13 protein-coding genes are annotated in these 17274 nt (G+C 59.1%); 11 read left to right on the top strand and 2 right to left on the bottom strand.

Annotated elements, in window-relative coordinates; translation table 11 throughout:
• Positions 1 to 40 precede the first annotated feature (40 nt).
• From prpC to prpD, 4 genes are all read left to right on the top strand, one after another.
• Positions 41 to 1168, top strand: a complete 1128-nt coding sequence (gene prpC, locus CKW26_RS05180; protein ID WP_095047756.1) for a 2-methylcitrate synthase — start codon at positions 41 to 43, stop codon at positions 1166 to 1168.
• 206 nt (positions 1169 to 1374) lie between these two features.
• Positions 1375 to 3969, top strand: coding sequence for a Fe/S-dependent 2-methylisocitrate dehydratase AcnD (gene acnD, locus CKW26_RS05175; RefSeq protein ID WP_095047755.1), 2595 nt, complete (start codon positions 1375 to 1377; stop codon positions 3967 to 3969).
• Between the two features lie 54 nt (positions 3970 to 4023).
• A complete protein-coding gene (gene prpF / locus CKW26_RS05170; protein ID WP_095047754.1) occupies positions 4024 to 5214 on the top strand; it encodes a 2-methylaconitate cis-trans isomerase PrpF in 1191 nt (396 codons plus the stop codon).
• Between the two features lie 426 nt (positions 5215 to 5640).
• On the top strand, positions 5641 to 7125 hold the full coding sequence (prpD, locus tag CKW26_RS05165) for a 2-methylcitrate dehydratase (RefSeq protein WP_095047753.1): 1485 nt from the start codon (positions 5641 to 5643) through the stop codon (positions 7123 to 7125).
• A gap of 111 nt (positions 7126 to 7236) precedes the next feature.
• On the opposite strand, the gene CKW26_RS05160 is transcribed toward prpD, so the two are convergent.
• Positions 7237 to 8151, bottom strand: coding sequence for a DMT family transporter (locus tag CKW26_RS05160; protein ID WP_177409225.1), 915 nt, complete (start codon positions 8149 to 8151; stop codon positions 7237 to 7239).
• 114 nt (positions 8152 to 8265) lie between these two features.
• On the opposite strand from CKW26_RS05160, the gene CKW26_RS05155 reads away from it, so the two are divergent.
• Positions 8266 to 9675: a PLP-dependent aminotransferase family protein gene (locus CKW26_RS05155; RefSeq protein ID WP_095047751.1), complete on the top strand. Its 1410-nt coding sequence runs from the start codon at positions 8266 to 8268 to the stop codon at positions 9673 to 9675.
• 114 nt (positions 9676 to 9789) lie between these two features.
• On the opposite strand, the gene CKW26_RS05150 is transcribed toward CKW26_RS05155, so the two are convergent.
• Complete coding sequence (locus CKW26_RS05150) at positions 9790 to 10608, bottom strand: pyruvate, water dikinase regulatory protein (RefSeq protein ID WP_016773826.1); 819 nt, start codon at positions 10606 to 10608, stop codon at positions 9790 to 9792.
• A gap of 174 nt (positions 10609 to 10782) precedes the next feature.
• On the opposite strand from CKW26_RS05150, the gene ppsA reads away from it, so the two are divergent.
• From ppsA to CKW26_RS05120, 6 genes are all read left to right on the top strand, one after another.
• Positions 10783 to 13158 carry a phosphoenolpyruvate synthase gene (gene ppsA, locus CKW26_RS05145; RefSeq protein WP_095047750.1) on the top strand — a complete coding sequence of 792 codons (2376 nt, stop codon included), beginning with the start codon at positions 10783 to 10785 and terminating at the stop codon, positions 13156 to 13158.
• 185 nt (positions 13159 to 13343) lie between these two features.
• Positions 13344 to 14333 carry an alpha/beta fold hydrolase gene (locus CKW26_RS05140; RefSeq protein ID WP_095047749.1) on the top strand — a complete coding sequence of 330 codons (990 nt, stop codon included), beginning with the start codon at positions 13344 to 13346 and terminating at the stop codon, positions 14331 to 14333.
• A gap of 224 nt (positions 14334 to 14557) precedes the next feature.
• On the top strand, positions 14558 to 15049 hold the full coding sequence (gene rraA / locus CKW26_RS05135) for a ribonuclease E activity regulator RraA (RefSeq protein WP_095047748.1): 492 nt from the start codon (positions 14558 to 14560) through the stop codon (positions 15047 to 15049).
• Between the two features lie 22 nt (positions 15050 to 15071).
• The gene (locus CKW26_RS05130) at positions 15072 to 16067 is read left to right on the top strand and encodes a zinc transporter ZntB (protein ID WP_095047747.1); all 996 of its coding nucleotides are present in this window, start codon (positions 15072 to 15074) and stop codon (positions 16065 to 16067) included.
• Between the two features lie 63 nt (positions 16068 to 16130).
• A complete protein-coding gene (locus CKW26_RS05125; protein WP_008076827.1) occupies positions 16131 to 16379 on the top strand; it encodes a hypothetical protein in 249 nt (82 codons plus the stop codon).
• A 2-nt stretch (positions 16380 to 16381) separates the two neighbouring features.
• Complete coding sequence (locus CKW26_RS05120; protein WP_007916401.1) at positions 16382 to 17206, top strand: mechanosensitive ion channel domain-containing protein; 825 nt, start codon at positions 16382 to 16384, stop codon at positions 17204 to 17206.
• The last annotated feature ends 68 nt before the right edge of the window (positions 17207 to 17274 follow it).

Here is a 17274-nt window from a genome sequence, read left to right as displayed (position 1 = left end):
TTCGCCACACTCCCTAACAAATTCAAGATTGGAGAACACAATGGCCGAAGCAAAAGTACTCAGTGGTGCCGGGCTCCGTGGCCAGGTTGCCGGGCAAACCGCACTGTCCACCGTGGGCCAGGCCGGTGCCGGGCTGACCTATCGCGGCTACGACGTGCGCGAACTCGCTGCCGATGCGCAATTTGAAGAAGTCGCGTACCTGCTGCTCTACGGCGAGCTGCCGACGAAGGCGCAACTCGACGAATACCAAGGCAAACTGAGCAAGCTGCGCGACCTGCCGCAAGCGCTGAAAGAAGTGCTTGAACGCATCCCCGCCGACGCCCACCCGATGGACGTGATGCGCACCGGTTGCTCGTTCCTTGGCAACCTCGAGCCGGAGCAAGACTTCTCCGAGCAGCGCGACAAGACTGACCGCTTGCTGGCCGCGTTCCCGGCGATCATGTGCTACTGGTATCGCTTCAGCCACGACGGCAAACGCATCAACTGCGTCAGTAACGAGCCGACTATCGGCGGTCACTTCCTGCACCTGCTGCACGACAAGAAGCCAAGCGAACTGCACGTCAAAGTGATGAACGTTTCGCTGATCCTCTACGCCGAACACGAATTCAACGCCTCGACCTTCACCGCGCGCGTTTGCGCCTCGACCCTGTCCGATCTGTATTCCTGCGTAACCGCGGCCATCGGTTCGCTGCGTGGCCCGTTGCACGGTGGCGCCAACGAAGCGGCGATGGAAATGATCGAGCGCTTCTCGTCGCCGGAAGAGGCGATCAAGGGCACTCTCGGCATGCTCGAGCGCAAGGACAAGATCATGGGCTTCGGCCACGCGATCTATAAGGACAGCGATCCGCGCAACGAGGTGATCAAGGGCTGGTCGAAAAAACTCGCAGACGAGGTCGGCGACAAGGTGTTGTTCGCGGTTTCCGAAGCCATCGACAAGACCATGTGGGAGCAGAAAAAACTGTTCCCCAACGCCGATTTCTACCATGCCTCGGCGTACCACTTCATGGGCATTCCGACCAAGCTGTTCACGCCGATCTTCGTCTGCTCGCGCCTGACCGGCTGGGCCGCGCACGTGTTCGAACAGCGTGCCAACAACCGCATCATTCGTCCAAGCGCCGAGTATGTCGGCGTTGAACAGCGCAAGTTCGTGCCAATCGAACGTCGCTGAAATGGTGAGGGCCGAATACTGATCTCGAAGCTCACCTAAATCCCTGTGGGAGCTGGCTTGCCAGCGATGACGGCGTCACATCCAACAATGATGCTGACTGACCCACCGCTATCGCTGGCAAGCCAGCTCCCACAGGGTTCAGTGTGAATGTCGAAGTCGGTGCCAGGCATCATCCTTGCAAACACCGTGACCCGAGTCCTGACCCGATGAACACAGAATTCCGTAAAACCCTGCCCGGCAGCCCTCTGGATTATTTCGACGCTCGTGCGGCGGTCGAAGCGATTCAGCCCGGCAGTTACGACACCCTGCCGTACACCTCCCGCGTGCTGGCGGAAAACCTCGTGCGTCGCTGCGACCCGGCCACGCTCACCGACTCCCTCAAGCAACTGATCGAACGCAAACGCGACCTCGACTTCCCGTGGTTTCCGGCCCGTGTGGTCTGCCACGACATTCTCGGCCAGACCGCGCTGGTCGATCTCGCCGGCCTGCGCGACGCGATCGCCTTGCAGGGCGGCGACCCGGCGCAGGTCAACCCGGTGGTGCCGACGCAATTGATCGTCGACCACTCGCTGGCGGTGGAGGCGGGCGGTTTCGACAAGCAGGCGTTCGAGAAGAACCGCGCCATCGAAGACCGTCGCAATGAAGACCGTTTCCACTTCATCAACTGGACCAAAAAAGCCTTCAAGAACGTTGATGTGATCCCGCCGGGCAACGGCATCATGCACCAGATCAACCTGGAGAAAATGTCTCCAGTGATCCAGGTGCGTGAAGGCGTGGCGTTCCCTGATACCTGTGTCGGTACCGACAGCCACACCCCGCATGTCGATGCCTTGGGCGTGATCGCCATCGGCGTCGGCGGCCTCGAAGCCGAGAGCGTGATGCTCGGTCGCGCGTCGTGGATGCGTCTGCCGGAAAGCGTCGGCGTCGAACTGACCGGCAAGCTGCAACCGGGCATCACCGCCACCGACATGGTGCTGGCGCTGACCGAATACCTGCGCAAACAGAAAGTCGTCGGTGCATGGCTGGAGTTCTTCGGCGAAGGTGCGGCGGCGCTGACCCTCGGCGATCGCGCAACCATTTCCAACATGGCCCCGGAATACGGCGCCACGGCGGCGATGTTCTACATAGACCAGCAAACCATCGATTACCTGAAACTCACTGGCCGCGAAGATCAGCAAGTGCAGTTGGTCGAGCAATACGCCAGGCTTACCGGACTGTGGGCCGACAGCCTGAAAGGCGCGCAATACGAGCGCGGCCTGACTTTCGATTTGTCGTCGGTGGTGCGCAACATGGCCGGTCCGAGCAATCCGCACGCGCGCGTTGCGGTGGCGGATCTGGCGGCCAAAGGCATCTCCGGGCAGTGGGAGGACGTGCCCGGGCAAATGCCCGACGGCGCGGTGATCATCGCCGCCATCACCAGTTGCACCAACACCAGCAACCCGCGCAACGTGATTGCCGCCGGACTGCTGGCGCGCAACGCCAACAAGCTTGGCCTGACCCGCAAGCCGTGGGTGAAATCCTCGCTGGCGCCGGGTTCGAAAACCGTGGCGCTGTACCTCGACGAAGCGGGGCTGACCACTGAGTTGGAGCAGCTTGGTTTCGGTGTTGTCGCCTTCGCTTGCACCACCTGCAATGGCATGTCCGGCGCGCTCGATCCAGTGATCCAGCAAGAGATCATCGACCGCGATCTGTACGCCACCGCCGTGCTCTCGGGCAACCGCAACTTCGACGGCCGCATCCACCCGTACGCCAAGCAGGCGTTCCTCGCGTCGCCGCCGCTGGTGGTGGCTTACGCCATTGCCGGGACCATCCGTTTTGATATCGAGAAGGATGTCTTGGGCGTGGTCGACGGCAAGGAAATCCGCCTCAAAGACATCTGGCCGAGCGACGAAGAAATCGACTCGGTGGTGAAGTCTTCGGTCAAGCCTGAGCAGTTCCGTCAGGTCTACATCCCGATGTTTGCCGTCCACGAAGACACCGGCCCGAAAGTCACGCCGCTGTACGACTGGCGCGAGATGAGCACTTACATCCGCCGACCGCCGTACTGGGAAGGTGCGCTGGCCGGCGCACGTCCGCTTAAGGGCATGCGCCCGCTGGCGGTGCTGCCGGACAACATCACCACCGATCACCTGTCGCCATCCAACGCGATCATGCTCGACAGCGCCGCCGGCGAATACCTGGCGAAAATGGGCTTGCCGGAAGAGGACTTCAACTCGTACGCAACCCACCGTGGCGACCACTTGACCGCACAGCGCGCGACGTTCGCCAACCCGAAACTGTTCAATGAAATGGTCGTGGAAAACGGCAAGGTCAAACAGGGTTCGCTGGCGCGCGTCGAGCCGGAAGGCAAGGTCATGCGCATGTGGGAGGCCATCGAAACCTACATGGAACGCAAACAGCCGTTGATCATCATTGCCGGCGCCGATTACGGACAGGGTTCGTCCCGCGACTGGGCGGCGAAAGGCGTGCGTCTGGCCGGTGTCGAGGCGATTGCCGCAGAAGGTTTCGAGCGCATTCACCGCACCAACCTGGTGGGCATGGGCGTGTTGCCGCTGGAGTTCAAGCCGGGCACTGACCGTCACACCCTGGCCATCGACGGCAGCGAAACCTACGACGTGGTCGGCGAGCGCAAACCGCGTGCGGACCTGACGCTGGTGATCCATCGCAAGAACGGCGAGCGCGTTGACGTGCCGGTGACCTGCCGTCTGGATACCGCTGAAGAAGTGTCGATCTATGAGGCTGGCGGCGTGTTGCAGCGCTTCGCTCAGGACTTCCTCGAAGAGTCGGCGGTTGCCGTTTAAATCTACTGATGCAGGCGTGAGGCTTGGGTCTCACGCCTGTGGTTAAGGAGCACCATGGCTCACGCACCACAAATCAAAATCCCTGCGACCTACATGCGCGGCGGCACCAGCAAAGGCGTGTTTTTCAGTCTCAAGGATTTGCCCGAAGCGGCACAGATTCCCGGCCCGACCCGCGACGCTTTGCTGCTGCGCGTGATCGGCAGCCCCGACCCGTACGACAAGCAAATCGACGGCATGGGCGGCGCGACTTCGAGCACCAGCAAAACCGTGATCCTGTCGAAAAGCATCAAGGCTGATCACGACGTCGATTATCTGTTCGGTCAGGTCTCCATCGACAAGCCGTTCGTGGACTGGAGCGGCAATTGCGGCAACCTCTCGGCAGCGGTCGGTTCGTTCGCCATCAGCAACGGTCTGGTCGACGCCAGCCGCATTCCGCACAACGGTGTTGCGGTGGTGCGTGTGTGGCAGGCCAACATCGGCAAAACCATTATTGCCCACGTGCCGATCACCAACGGCGAAGTGCAGGAAACCGGTGATTTCGAACTCGACGGCGTGACCTTTCCGGCGGCCGAAGTGCAGGTTGAATTCATGGATCCGGCGGCGGAAGAAGAGGGTGGCGGTGGCTCGATGTTTCCCACCGGCAACCTGGTCGATGAGCTGGAAGTGCCGGGTGTTGGTACGTTCAAGGCGACCATGATCAATGCTGGCATCCCGACGATTTTCGTCAATGCTGAAGACATTGGTTACACCGGGACCGAGTTGCAAGGTGCGATCAACAGCGATCCGCAAGCGCTGCAGATGTTCGAGACGATTCGGGCTTATGGCGCGTTGCGCATGGGTCTGATTGCCAATCTGGATGAAGCGGCCAAACGTCAGCACACGCCGAAAGTCGCGTTTGTCGCCAAGCCTGCTGATTACGTGGCGTCGAGTGGTAAAGCGGTTGGCGCCGGTGATGTGGATTTGCTGGTGCGCGCCTTGTCGATGGGCAAGTTGCATCACGCGATGATGGGTACTGCGGCGGTGGCCATCGGCACCGCTGCAGCAATCTCCGGCACCCTGGTAAACCTCGCGGCCGGTGGCGTTGAACGTAATGCCGTGCGCTTCGGGCATCCGTCCGGGACGTTGCGCGTTGGCGCCGAAGCCAGTCTGGAAAACGGCGAGTGGATCGTCAAAAAAGCCATCATGAGCCGTAGCGCGCGTGTCCTGATGGAGGGTTACGTGCGCATTCCCGGAGATTCGTTCTGATCCAAGAGCTTTACCCTCACCCCAGCCCTCTCCCGGAGGGAGAGGGGGCCGACCGAGGTGTCTGGGGTTGTACATCGACCTGAAAGACCGAGGCGACTATGGATTCAGGGGGCCGACCGAGGTGTCTGGGGTTGTATATCGACCTGAAAGATCGAGTCGATTATGTATTCAGGGGCCGACCGAGGTGTTTGAAGTTGTGCATTGACCAGATCAATTATGGATTCAGCGCAGATCGCTCACGTCGGTGAACCTCTACAGCATCCCCCAATCGGTTCCCTCTCCCTCGGGAGAGGGCTAGGGTGAGGGGCCACTCACTGAAGAAACCCAAAACAAGCAGGCACCCCAGACCTGCAATCAACCAGACCAAACCCGCCAAGCCCCGAGGAAGACCGCACCCACTCATCATTCCCGCACAGGAGTACCGCAATGAGCGCCAACGTCGACCTGAACAACCGCCCCGACTACGATCATGTCCTGCAGGACATCGCCGATTACGTCCTCACCTTCAAAGTCACCTCCGCCGAAGCCCTCGACACCGCCCGCAACTGCCTTATGGACACGCTGGGCTGCGGCCTGCTGGCGTTGCGCTTTCCCGAATGCACCAAGCATCTGGGCCCGATCGTCGAAGGCACCGTCGTCCCGTTCGGCGCACGCGTTCCCGGCACCTCCTATCGCCTCGACCCGGTCAAGGCCGCCTGGGACATCGGCTGCATCGTCCGCTGGCTCGACTACAACGACACCTGGCTCGCCGCCGAGTGGGGGCATCCATCTGACAATCTCGGCGGAATTCTTGCGGTGGCTGATCACCTCTCGCAAAAACGTCTGGCCAACGGTGAGTCACCGCTGACGATTCGCGATGTGCTGGAAGCGATGATCATGGCCCATGAGATTCAAGGTGTGATCGCCCTGGAAAACTCCTTCAATCGTGTAGGACTCGATCACGTCATCTTGGTGAAAGTCGCCTCCACAGCCGTTACCGCCAAACTCATGGGTGCCAATCGCGAGCAATTGCTGTCGGCGTTGTCCCATGCATTCGCCGATGGTCAGGCGCTGCGCACTTATCGCCATGCACCGAATGCCGGTTCACGAAAATCCTGGGCAGCGGGGGATGCGTCGAGTCGTGGTGTGCGCCTGGCCGACATCGCCATGCGCGGCGAAATGGGCATTCCCGGGGTTCTGACGGCAAAGCAGTGGGGCTTTTATGACGTGCTGTTCAGCCACACCAACAGCGATCTGGCGCTGAAACCGGAGAATAAACGCGCCTTCAGTTTCTCGCGCTCGTTCGGCAGTTACGTGATGGAAAACGTGCTGTTCAAGATCAGCTTCCCCGCCGAATTCCACGCGCAAACCGCCTGTGAGGCGGCGGTGACGTTGCATCCGCAAGTGCGCAATCGTCTGCATGAAATCGACCGCATCGTCATCACCACCCACGAATCGGCGATTCGCATCATTTCCAAGGTCGGGCCGCTGGCCAACGCTGCCGACCGCGACCACTGCATCCAGTACATGACCGCCGTGCCGCTGGCGTTTGGCAATCTGGTCGCCGAGCAGTACGAAGATGATTTCCACAAGGCGCACCCGATCATCGATGTGCTGCGCGAAAAAATGGTCATCGTTGAAGAGCCACGTTTCACCCGCGAGTATCTCGAGGCCGACAAACGTTCGATCGCCAACGCCGTACAAGTGTTTTTCAAGGATGGCAGCAGCACCGAAAACGTCGTGGTGGAATACCCGATTGGTCATCGTCGCCGCCGTGTCGAGGGCATTCCATTGCTGGAAGACAAGTTCAAGGCCAACCTGGCCACACGTTTCACCGGCCAGCGTAGCGGTGAGATCTTGGCGTTGTGCAAAGACCAGACGCAGCTGGAGTCCACTCCGGTAAACCGTTTCGTCGACCTGTTCGTGATCTGACGATCGAACTCACTGAATGAAACCAACCCATGTAGGAGCTGCCGCAGGCTGCGATCTTTTGACTTTGATTGTAAAAAAACAAGATCAAAAAATCGCAGCCTGCGGCAGCTCCTACATGGACGATTTGCGCCACTTTTCGATAGGCAATTTGGTGAGCGCAAAACCACTCAGCAAAACCGCCGAATAGATCATCAACTCCTCGGACAGGGTTTGTCCCTCGTACCAGGCGCCGATGATCACGGCGAACACCGGGAAAATGATAAACACGAACGACAGAATGATCGGGCTCAAGCGTTTAAGCAGTAAAAAGTAAACGATGAATCCGCCGACCGAGGCCACCAGCCCGAGATACAGCAGGGCGCCCCACGAGCGTGCTGTCACCTGCGCAAACGCCGGTGTTTCGATGTTCAATCCGACAATAAATAACATCCCCCCGGCAATGCCGATCGGCAGTGTGTTGTAGGTGATCACGCTGATCGCGCTGCCATGTTTTTTCGTCACCACGTAACACAGCGCATGCATCAGCGCTGCGCACAGAATCGCCAACACGCCAAGCCACTCCGCCTGATCCAGATGCAGACCCTGACTGCGAATAATCATCAACAGACTGCCAAAGCCGATGGCGATGCCGAGCATCTGCGAGGGGTAGATTTTCTCGCGCAGAAACAACGCGGAAAACAACAGGATAAACACCGGCATGCAACTGAACAGCAGCGCTGTCAGGCCTGACGACACGTGCATCTCGCCATAGTTGAGCAAGTAGTAAGGCAGGCTGAAATACGACAGCGTGACGAACACAAAGAACCAGCGGCTTTGTCGGGGAAACAACAGCGGTTCCTTGCGCAACAGCGCGAAGCTCAGGAACAGCGGAAAAGCAATCAGAAAACGCAGCCCGGCGGCCGTCAGCGGCGGCACGCTTTCCACCGCAATCTTGATCCCCAGCCACGTCGTGCCCCAACTCAGACAGACGATGAGAAACAGCGTGCTGGTGATCAATCCGGCGAGCCAGGGTTTGCTGATGTGCATCGGTGTGCTGACGGCTGTCGACATGTGGCGTACTCCGAACGGTGGAATTGACCTGATCGCGAAAACGGTCTATTTCTGATTGAACCTGTTTTCAGCACGCTATTCGGGGCAAGAATGACTGTCAAAGTAAGTATTGCCATGGTGTCAAACCTCCGTGATGGTCTCGCCAATGGCGTGGGCGTGAAGTACAAACGCCTGGCGAATGCCGTCGCGCAAGCCATCGATGAAGGCATTATCGATGCCGGTAGCAAACTGCCGCCGCACCGGTTGTTGGCCGACAGTCTCGGAGTGACCATCGGTACGATCAGCCGTGCCTACGGCGAATTGGAGCGCGTGGGGTTGGTCGTCGCCCGCGTCGGAGATGGCACTTATGTGTGTCAGCGCGGGATAGAACGGCCGCAGGACAAAGGCTTTCGTAATGTCAGCGATGAGCCGTCAGCCTGTTTCGATATGAGCCGCAATCAGCCGATTCCCGCACAGGAAGCGGCGTTCATGAGCCAGAGTCTGCAGGAACTGGCCAGCGATCCTCGGGTGCTGCAACAGTTGACCGGGTACACCGCTGAAGCCGGGTTGGCGCGGCATCGTGTGGCGGGGGCGGTGTGGTTGCAGCATGCGGCTTATGTCCCGCATGCCGATCAGGTGTTGTGCGTCAACGGTGGCCAGCATGGTCTGCTGTGTACGTTGATGGGCTTGCTCAAGGTCGGCGACACCGTTGTGACCGAGCATTTGTCCTACCCGGGATTGATCGGCGTCGCACGCCAGCTCGGGATAAAACTCATTGGCGCAGCAATGGATGACGAAGGGCTTTTACCGTCGGCGCTCGAGGACATTTGTCGTCAGCATCGTGTTTCAGCGCTGTATTGCACCCCGACGATCCAGAATCCTACGGCCGCTGTGATGTCGATCCCACGGCGCGAGGCGATTGCCGACCTCTGTCGTCAACACAATCTGCTGATTATCGAAGACGAGGCCCATGCCGTTCTGGATCGCCAACGCCCGTTACCGCTGAGCTATTTTGCGCCGGAGCGATCGGTGTTGATCGGCAGCCTGAGCAAGGCTGTTTCGGCGGGGCTGCGCGTCGGTTATCTGCATGCGCCGCAAGCCTTGATCGGGCGTTTGAGTGCCGCCATCCGCGCAACATGCTGGATGGCCAATCCGTTATCGATGGAAGTCGCGAGTCTGTGGATTGAGAGCGGCATGGCCGAGCGTTTACTGGACGAGCAGATCAGCGAGATCACTCGGCGCAAGACCTTGGTGGCGCCTGTTCTGCAGGGTTTGAACTACAAGACTCACCCTTACAGTCCGCACTTCTGGGTGGAGGTGCCTGAGCTGTGGCGGGCGTCACAGATTGCGGCGGAGTTGAAGGAGAACAACTATCTGGTGGCCACCGCTGAGGCGTTTGCGGTGGGGCATGCAGCGGTGCCGCAATTTATTCGGGTGAGTGTGTGTAATGCGGTGGGGGATGATCGCTTGTTGCTGGCAGGTTTTGAAGCTCTGGCCAAGGCATTAACAGACACCGTGTAATCGTTCTTCGCGAGCAGGCTCGCTCCCACATTCGACCGCATTTCAACGGGATAAACGCGATCAAACTGTGGGAGCGAGCCTGCTCGCGAAAGCGTCAGCCCAGACACCACAAATCTACTTGAACCGCCGCTCCACACCTTTCTCCACCAGAATCTTCGCCGAAATCTCTTCCACCGAAAAATGCGTGGAGTTGATGTGCGGGATGTTCTCGCGGCGGAACAGATTCTCTACTTCACGCACTTCGAATTCGCACTGGGCGTAGCTCGAATAACGGCTGTTGGGCTTGCGCTCGTTGCGAATCGCGGTGAGGCGGTCGGGGTCGATGGTCAGGCCGAACAGCTTGTGCTGATGAGCGCGCAGGGCCGTCGGCAGGGTCAGGCGTTCCATGTCGTCTTCGGTCAGCGGATAGTTGGCCGCGCGAATGCCGAACTGCATGGCCATGTACAGACACGTCGGCGTTTTGCCGCATCGCGACACGCCCACTAGTATCAAATCGGCTTTGTCGTAATAGTGCGTGCGCGCGCCGTCGTCGTTGTCGAGGGCAAAGTTAACCGCCTCGATACGCTCCATGTAATTGGAGTTGTGCCCGATCGAGTGCGACTTGCCGACCGTGTAGGAAGAGTGCTCGGTCAGTTCCTGCTCCAGCGGGGCAAGAAAGGTCGAGAAAATGTCGATCATGAAACCATTGGACGTTGCGAGAATCTCACGGATGTCCTGATTGACGATGGTGTCGAAGATGATCGGGCGAAAGCCGTCGGTTTCAGCGGCTTTGTTGATTTGTTGTACCATGGCCCGCGCTTTCTCAACGCTGTCGATGTACGGTCGCGTGAATTTGCTGAAGGTAATGTTTTCGAACTGCGCCAGAAGGCTTTGACCCAGGGTTTCGGCAGTGATGCCGGTGCCATCGGAGATGAAGAAAGCAGATCGTTTCATTTGCACCTTGGGCCTTAAGCTAGTCATCAATCTTGGATATGATAGGCGCGATTTGCCGGCCGCCATTGGCCCGCATTCTCACTTATTTTCCAGGTCCAGGCCATACAACCGGCCAAGGCTCCCCCGGGCCGCCGGTTTCTGAGCTTTTCCAACACAGTTAGTGGAGAGATCACCTTGGTAGAGTACGTAGTTTCCCTCGATAAGCTCGGCAAACACGATGTTGAGCGTGTGGGGGGCAAGAACGCATCCCTGGGCGAGATGATCAGTAACCTGGCAGGCGCCGGTGTTTCGGTCCCCGGCGGCTTCGCCACGACGGCTCAGGCTTATCGTGATTTCCTCGAACTGAGCGGCCTCAACGACCAGATCCACGCGGCCCTCGATGCGCTCGACGTCGACGACGTCAACGCCCTGGCCAAAACCGGCGCACAGATCCGTCAATGGATCATGGAAGCCGAATTCCCCGAAAAACTGAATGCCGAAATCCGCACCGCGTTTGCCGCGCTGTCGGCCGGCAACCCTGACGTGGCCGTGGCCGTGCGTTCTTCCGCCACCGCCGAAGACCTGCCGGACGCCTCGTTCGCCGGTCAGCAGGAAACCTTCCTGAACATCCGTGGCGTTGAAAACGTTATCCGCGCCGCCAAAGAGGTGTTCGCTTCGCTGTTCAACGACCGTGCAATTTCCTACCGCGTGCACCAGGGCTTCGACCACAAACTGGTCGCCCTGTCGGCTGGCGTGCAGCGCATGGTGCGTTCGGAAACCGGCACTGCCGGCGTGATGTTCACCCTCGACACCGAATCCGGTTTCCGTGACGTGGTGTTCATCACCGGCGCTTACGGCTTGGGCGAAACCGTCGTACAAGGCGCGGTCAACCCGGACGAATTCTACGTACACAAGGGCACGCTGGAGGCCGGTCGTCCGGCGATCCTGCGTCGCAACCTCGGCAGCAAAGCCATCAAGATGATCTACGGCGACGAGGCCAAGGCCGGTCGTTCGGTCAAGACCATCGACGTCGACAAGGCTGATCGTGCGCGGTTCTGCCTGTCCGACGCTGAAGTCAGCGAGCTGGCCAAGCAAGCGATGATCATCGAGAAGCACTACGGCTGCCCGATGGACATCGAGTGGGCCAAGGACGGTGACGACGGCAAGCTGTACATCGTGCAGGCGCGTCCGGAAACCGTGAAAAGCCGCACCCAGGCCAACGTCATGGAACGTTACCTGCTGAAAGAAACCGGCACCGTGCTGGTGGAAGGTCGTGCGATTGGCCAGCGCATCGGCGCCGGTAAGGTTCGCATCATCAAAGACGTCTCCGAGATGGACAAAGTCCAGCCGGGCGACGTGCTCGTTTCCGACATGACCGACCCGGACTGGGAACCGGTGATGAAGCGCGCCAGCGCCATCGTCACCAACCGTGGCGGCCGTACCTGCCACGCGGCGATCATCGCCCGTGAGTTGGGGATTCCGGCAGTGGTTGGTTGCGGCAACGCTACCCAACTGCTCAAGGACGGCCAAGGCGTGACCGTGTCCTGCGCCGAAGGCGACACTGGTTACATCTTCGAAGGCGAACTGGGCTTCGACATCAAGAAGAACTCCGTCGACGCCATGCCAGAGCTGCCGTTCAAGATTATGATGAACGTCGGCAACCCGGACCGCGCCTTCGACTTCGCGCAACTGCCGAACGCTGGTGTGGGTTTGGCCCGTCTGGAATTCATCATCAACCGCATGATCGGCGTCCACCCGAAAGCGCTGTTGAACTACGACGGTCTGCCGCAGGAAATCAAGGACAGCGTCGACAAGCGTATCGCCGGTTACGACGATCCGGTCGGCTTCTACGTCGAGAAACTGGTTGAAGGCATCAGCACCCTCGCGGCTGCGTTTGCACCGAAGAAAGTCATCGTGCGTCTGTCGGACTTCAAGTCCAACGAATACGCCAACCTGATCGGCGGCAAGCTCTACGAGCCGGAAGAAGAAAACCCGATGCTGGGCTTCCGTGGCGCTTCGCGTTACATCAGCGAATCGTTCCGTGACTGCTTCGAACTCGAATGCCGCGCGCTGAAACGTGTGCGCAACGAGATGGGCCTGACCAACGTCGAAATCATGGTGCCGTTCGTCCGTACCCTCGGCGAAGCCAGCCAGGTCGTCGATCTGCTCGCCGAAAATGGCTTGAAGCGCGGCGAGAACGGTCTGCGCGTGATCATGATGTGCGAACTGCCATCCAACGCGATCCTTGCTGAAGAGTTCCTCGAATTCTTCGACGGTTTCTCGATCGGTTCCAACGACCTGACTCAGCTGACCCTGGGTCTGGACCGCGATTCCGGTATCATCGCGCACCTGTTCGACGAGCGTAATCCGGCAGTCAAGAAGCTGTTGGCCAACGCGATTGCCGCGTGCAACAAGGCCGGCAAGTACATCGGTATCTGCGGTCAGGGTCCTTCGGACCACCCGGATCTGGCCAAGTGGCTGATGGAGCAGGGCATCGAAAGCGTGTCGCTGAACCCGGACTCCGTGCTGGAAACCTGGTTCTTCCTCGCCGAAGGCCAAGCCCCGGCTTGATCAACATGTGAACGGGCCGCGTCTCCCTGTAGGAGTGAGCCTGCTCGCGATAGCGTCATGACAGTCAGCATCGATTCGAATGACACACCGCCATCGCGAGCAGGCTCACTCCTACACGGTTCGGTTCCTTATGATTCAAACAGGGCGGGGTCTCCGGATGCCGCCCTTTTTTGTGCAAGAGCATTATGCAAAGCAGCAGCAACCTGTTTCCTGTCGCCCTGATCAGCGCCGAACGGCGCGGCGATCTGAGCGAAGACGTGTATCGACTGAAACCCGGCAACAGTCCCGACTGGTCCGTGGAAATCGCTGTGACCCGTTTGGGCATGGCCGATGACTCGACGCCTCGCGGTGTGCCGGTGATTCTGCTGCACGGCAGTTTTTCCAATCGACGCTTCTGGTTTTCACCGAAAGGCCTGGGCCTGGGCGCGTATCTGACGCGACTGGGGTTCGACGTTTGGATTCCGGAGATGCGCGGTCACGGCCTGTCGCAGCGCAATGAGGAATACCGACGCAACCGGGTCGCCGACTATGCCCGTTACGATCTGCCGGCGATTGCCGCATTCGTGCGAGAGCAGAGCGGGCAGATTCCGCACTGGATCGGCCATTCGCTGGGCGGCATCACCCTGGCCGCCGCGCTCGGTGGTGAGTACCTTGGCGAACCCGCCGTGGCTTCGGCTGCGTTTTTCGGCACACAAGTCAGCCGCACTTACTGGCCGTTGAAAATTCCGCCGGTGGAGTGGAGCGGGCGCTTCATTCTCAAGCGTTTCGCGCAGCTGTCGGGTTCGCGTCTCAAGCGTGGCCCAGAAGATGAGCCGATCGGTCTGGCGCTGGAAAGCATGCGCTGGTACGGCTTGTTCGGTCGTTTTGGCGACAAGGACAAGGATTGGTGGGCGGGGCTGGCCGATGTTCAAGTGCCAGTGCTGGCGGTGACCGCAGCAGGGGATCATCAGGATCCGGCCTGGGCCTGTCGCAAATTGTTCGAGCAGATCGGCTCCGAGCACAAGCAGTTCATCAATCTGGGTCGCGAGCAGGGCTTCAACGATAATTTCGGCCATGTCGAGATGTTGGTGAGCAAAGCGGCGCAGACCGAGGTGTGGCCACTGGTGGCGCGTTGGTTGAACGATCAGCACACGCCATTGCTGGGCGAGAAGCCGGATCTGGCCGCTGCTGTGTGAGTGCGAAGGCCTTGAAGGGATTTCGTTCGGGTTGGCTTGCGGCTAAGATATGACGCAATGTGCGGATCTGGTCATTTTTGGTGGCGGTTTAGCTATTACGTTTCAGGGTTTGTTCAGGTTCGTTCAGCGACCATGGGATGGACTAAGGTAAACAGCGACCACCGAAACTCGTCTCTTCAGAACGCAGCATCCTCGATCGTTTTCCTTTTTACAGGAGTTTTTCGATGAACCATTACCTTACGCCTGATCTGTGCGACGCCTATCCGGAGCTGGTACAGGTGCTGGAACCGATGTTCAGCAATTTCGGCGGCCGTGATTCGTTCGGCGGCGAAATCGTGACCATCAAATGCTTCGAAGACAACTCGCTGGTCAAGGAACAGGCTGAACTCAAGGGTAACGGCAAGGTGCTGGTCGTCGATGGCGGCGGTTCGCTGCGCCGTGCATTGCTGGGGGACCTGATCGCCGAAAAGGCCGCTAAAAACGGTTGGGAAGGGCTGGTGATCTACGGCTGCATCCGTGACGTTGACGTCATCGCGCAGACCGATCTGGGCGTGCAGGCGCTGGCCAGCCATCCGATGAAAACCGAAAAACGCGGCATTGGTGACCTCAACGTCCCGGTGACGTTTGCCGGCGTGACATTTCACCCGGGCCACTACATTTATGCGGACAACAACGGCGTGATCGTCTCGCCGAGTCCGCTGAAGATGCCTGAATAAGCTTTTCGACAAAGGGATGCGGATGTTCGAGGAAGAAAACGCGCAGTGGGGGCTGGTGCATGCCCTGGTGCTGGACGGAAAAGGCGGTGCGCGTTCGATAGCCCGGACTGAGCTCGACGATTTGCAGCTGCAGGCCCATGAAAGCCTGTGGCTGCATTGGGATCGCAGCCATCCGCAGACCCAGACCTGGCTGCGCAAATCCAGCGGGCTCAATGAATTCACCTGCGATCTGCTGCTGGAAGAGAACACCCGGCCGCGCCTGTTGCCGCTGCCGGATGCCGAACTGTTGCTGTTTCTGCGCGGAGTCAATCTGAATCCGGGCGCCGAGCCGGAAGACATGGTCTCGGTGCGGATTTTCGCTTCTGCCCAACGGGTGATTTCACTGCGTTTGCGCCCGTTGCGCGCCACCGATGAGCTGCTGGCGCAATTGGCCGACGGCAACGGCCCGAAAACCTCCTCCGAACTGATCCTTTATCTGGCGCAGTTCCTCACCAACAAGGTGCAGGATCTGGTCACTTGCCTCTCGGAAATCGCCGATGAGGAAGAAGAAAAGATGGATGCCGACGAACGGTATACTCCCGAGCATGGCGCCATTTTGCACATCCGTCGCCGGGCGGCCGGACTAAAGCGATTTCTCGCGCCGCAGCGGGATATTTTCGGACAACTGACGCGGATAAAACTGCCTTGGTTTGTCGATGACGATGCCGATTACTGGAACGAACTGAACAACAGTCTGACCCGCTATCTCGAAGAGCTCGAATTGACCCGAGAGCGCGTGGGGCTTGTGCTTGAGGCTGAAGACCGACGCTTGAGCGAGCGTATGAATCGCACGATGTACCGCTTCGGGATCATCACCTGCATCTTTTTGCCGATGAGTTTTATCACCGGTCTGCTGGGTATAAACGTCGGCGGAATTCCGTTCTCCAGCAGCCCTTATGGTTTCCTGATTGCCTGTTTGACGGTGCTCACCCTGGCCTTCGGTCAGTGGTGGTTATTCCGTCGTTTGCGCTGGGTATGAAGATGGCGCATGTGACCCGACCAAATCTGCCCGCGTCTTTCACAGACATCACGAGAGGTGCGTATGCACGATCCGTTTGAACAGTCTTTGCGCGACATGCTCAACGCTTCGCCGTCCAGCCGCGACGACGATGCGTGCCTGGGCCGCGTACTCAAAACCGCCAACCGCCAGGTTGGCGCCGGTGATCTGTTCAGCCTGCTGGGCCGCTGGCTGCCCGCGCTGATGATCGCCCTGAATAATGGATCGGCGCATGTCTCGCCGGTTTCCCGTCTTCGTAAACCTACCGCTCGCACTGCTGATAAGGCTGATTGAATATGGAACTTGATCTCTGGACTCAGAGCCTCGTCACTGCAATGACTGCGTTGTGGACCAAAGTCGCCAACTTCATCCCGAACCTGTTCGGCGCACTGGTCGTGCTGCTGTTGGGTTTCGTCGTGGCCAAGCTGCTCGATACCCTGCTGTCCAAACTGCTCGCCAAGCTCGGTCTTGATCGCCTGATGGGCGGCACCGGGCTGACCAAGTTGATGTCGCGCGCCGGGTTGCAAGTTCCGATCTCGACCCTGATCGGTAAAATCGTTTACTGGTTCGTTCTGCTGATTTTCCTGGTTTCTGCAGCAGAATCCCTTGGCCTTGAGCGAGTTTCGGCTACGCTGGATATGTTGGCGCTCTATTTGCCGAAAGTATTCGGCGCGGCGCTGGTGTTGCTGGTAGGTGTTTTGCTCGCGCAACTGGCCAATGGGCTGGTGCGCGGGGCGGCAGAAGGCGTCGGCCTGGACTACGCTTCGGGGCTTGGGCGAATTGCTCAGGGGCTGGTGATCATCATCAGCATCTCGGTCGCGATCAGTCAGCTTGAGGTCAAGACTGACCTGCTGAACCATGTGATCGTCATCGTTTTGATTACCGTTGGTCTGGCCGTTGCGCTGGCCATGGGTTTGGGAAGCCGGGAAATTGCCGGTCAGATTCTTGCGGGAATCTATGTGCGTGAGTTGTATCAGGTTGGGCAACAAGTGCGTGTTGGCGAGGTCGAAGGCCAGATCGAGGAGATCGGCACGGTTAAAACCACATTGCTGACCGATGAGGGTGAGCTAGTCTCTCTTTCCAATCGGATCCTGCTGGAACAGCATGTGAGTAGCCGCTAATTCGGCAAACCCTGCTAATGTATGCCGCCGCAAAATGCCAGCTGATGCTGGTTGCGGCGGACATTGAC

This window comes from Pseudomonas sp. Irchel s3h9, from assembly GCF_900187475.1.
GTDB lineage: Bacteria > Pseudomonadota > Gammaproteobacteria > Pseudomonadales > Pseudomonadaceae > Aquipseudomonas > Aquipseudomonas neuropathica.
This window is presented reverse-complemented; position numbering and strand designations above follow the sequence as displayed.

What these genes read in the sequence shown, in the direction of transcription:
- prpC (WP_095047756.1), top strand. Translation starts at nt 41, where the DNA reads ATGGCCGAAGCAAAAGTACTCAGTGGTGCCGGGCTCCGTGGCCAGGTT.
- acnD (WP_095047755.1), top strand. Translation starts at nt 1,375, where the DNA reads ATGAACACAGAATTCCGTAAAACCCTGCCCGGCAGCCCTCTGGATTAT.
- prpF (WP_095047754.1), top strand. Translation starts at nt 4,024, where the DNA reads ATGGCTCACGCACCACAAATCAAAATCCCTGCGACCTACATGCGCGGC.
- prpD (WP_095047753.1), top strand. Translation starts at nt 5,641, where the DNA reads ATGAGCGCCAACGTCGACCTGAACAACCGCCCCGACTACGATCATGTC.
- CKW26_RS05160 (WP_177409225.1), bottom strand. Translation starts at nt 8,151, where the DNA reads ATGCACATCAGCAAACCCTGGCTCGCCGGATTGATCACCAGCACGCTG.
- CKW26_RS05155 (WP_095047751.1), top strand. Translation starts at nt 8,266, where the DNA reads ATGACTGTCAAAGTAAGTATTGCCATGGTGTCAAACCTCCGTGATGGT.
- CKW26_RS05150 (WP_016773826.1), bottom strand. Translation starts at nt 10,608, where the DNA reads ATGAAACGATCTGCTTTCTTCATCTCCGATGGCACCGGCATCACTGCC.
- CKW26_RS05140 (WP_095047749.1), top strand. Translation starts at nt 13,344, where the DNA reads ATGCAAAGCAGCAGCAACCTGTTTCCTGTCGCCCTGATCAGCGCCGAA.
- rraA (WP_095047748.1), top strand. Translation starts at nt 14,558, where the DNA reads ATGAACCATTACCTTACGCCTGATCTGTGCGACGCCTATCCGGAGCTG.
- CKW26_RS05130 (WP_095047747.1), top strand. Translation starts at nt 15,072, where the DNA reads ATGTTCGAGGAAGAAAACGCGCAGTGGGGGCTGGTGCATGCCCTGGTG.
- CKW26_RS05125 (WP_008076827.1), top strand. Translation starts at nt 16,131, where the DNA reads ATGCACGATCCGTTTGAACAGTCTTTGCGCGACATGCTCAACGCTTCG.
- CKW26_RS05120 (WP_007916401.1), top strand. Translation starts at nt 16,382, where the DNA reads ATGGAACTTGATCTCTGGACTCAGAGCCTCGTCACTGCAATGACTGCG.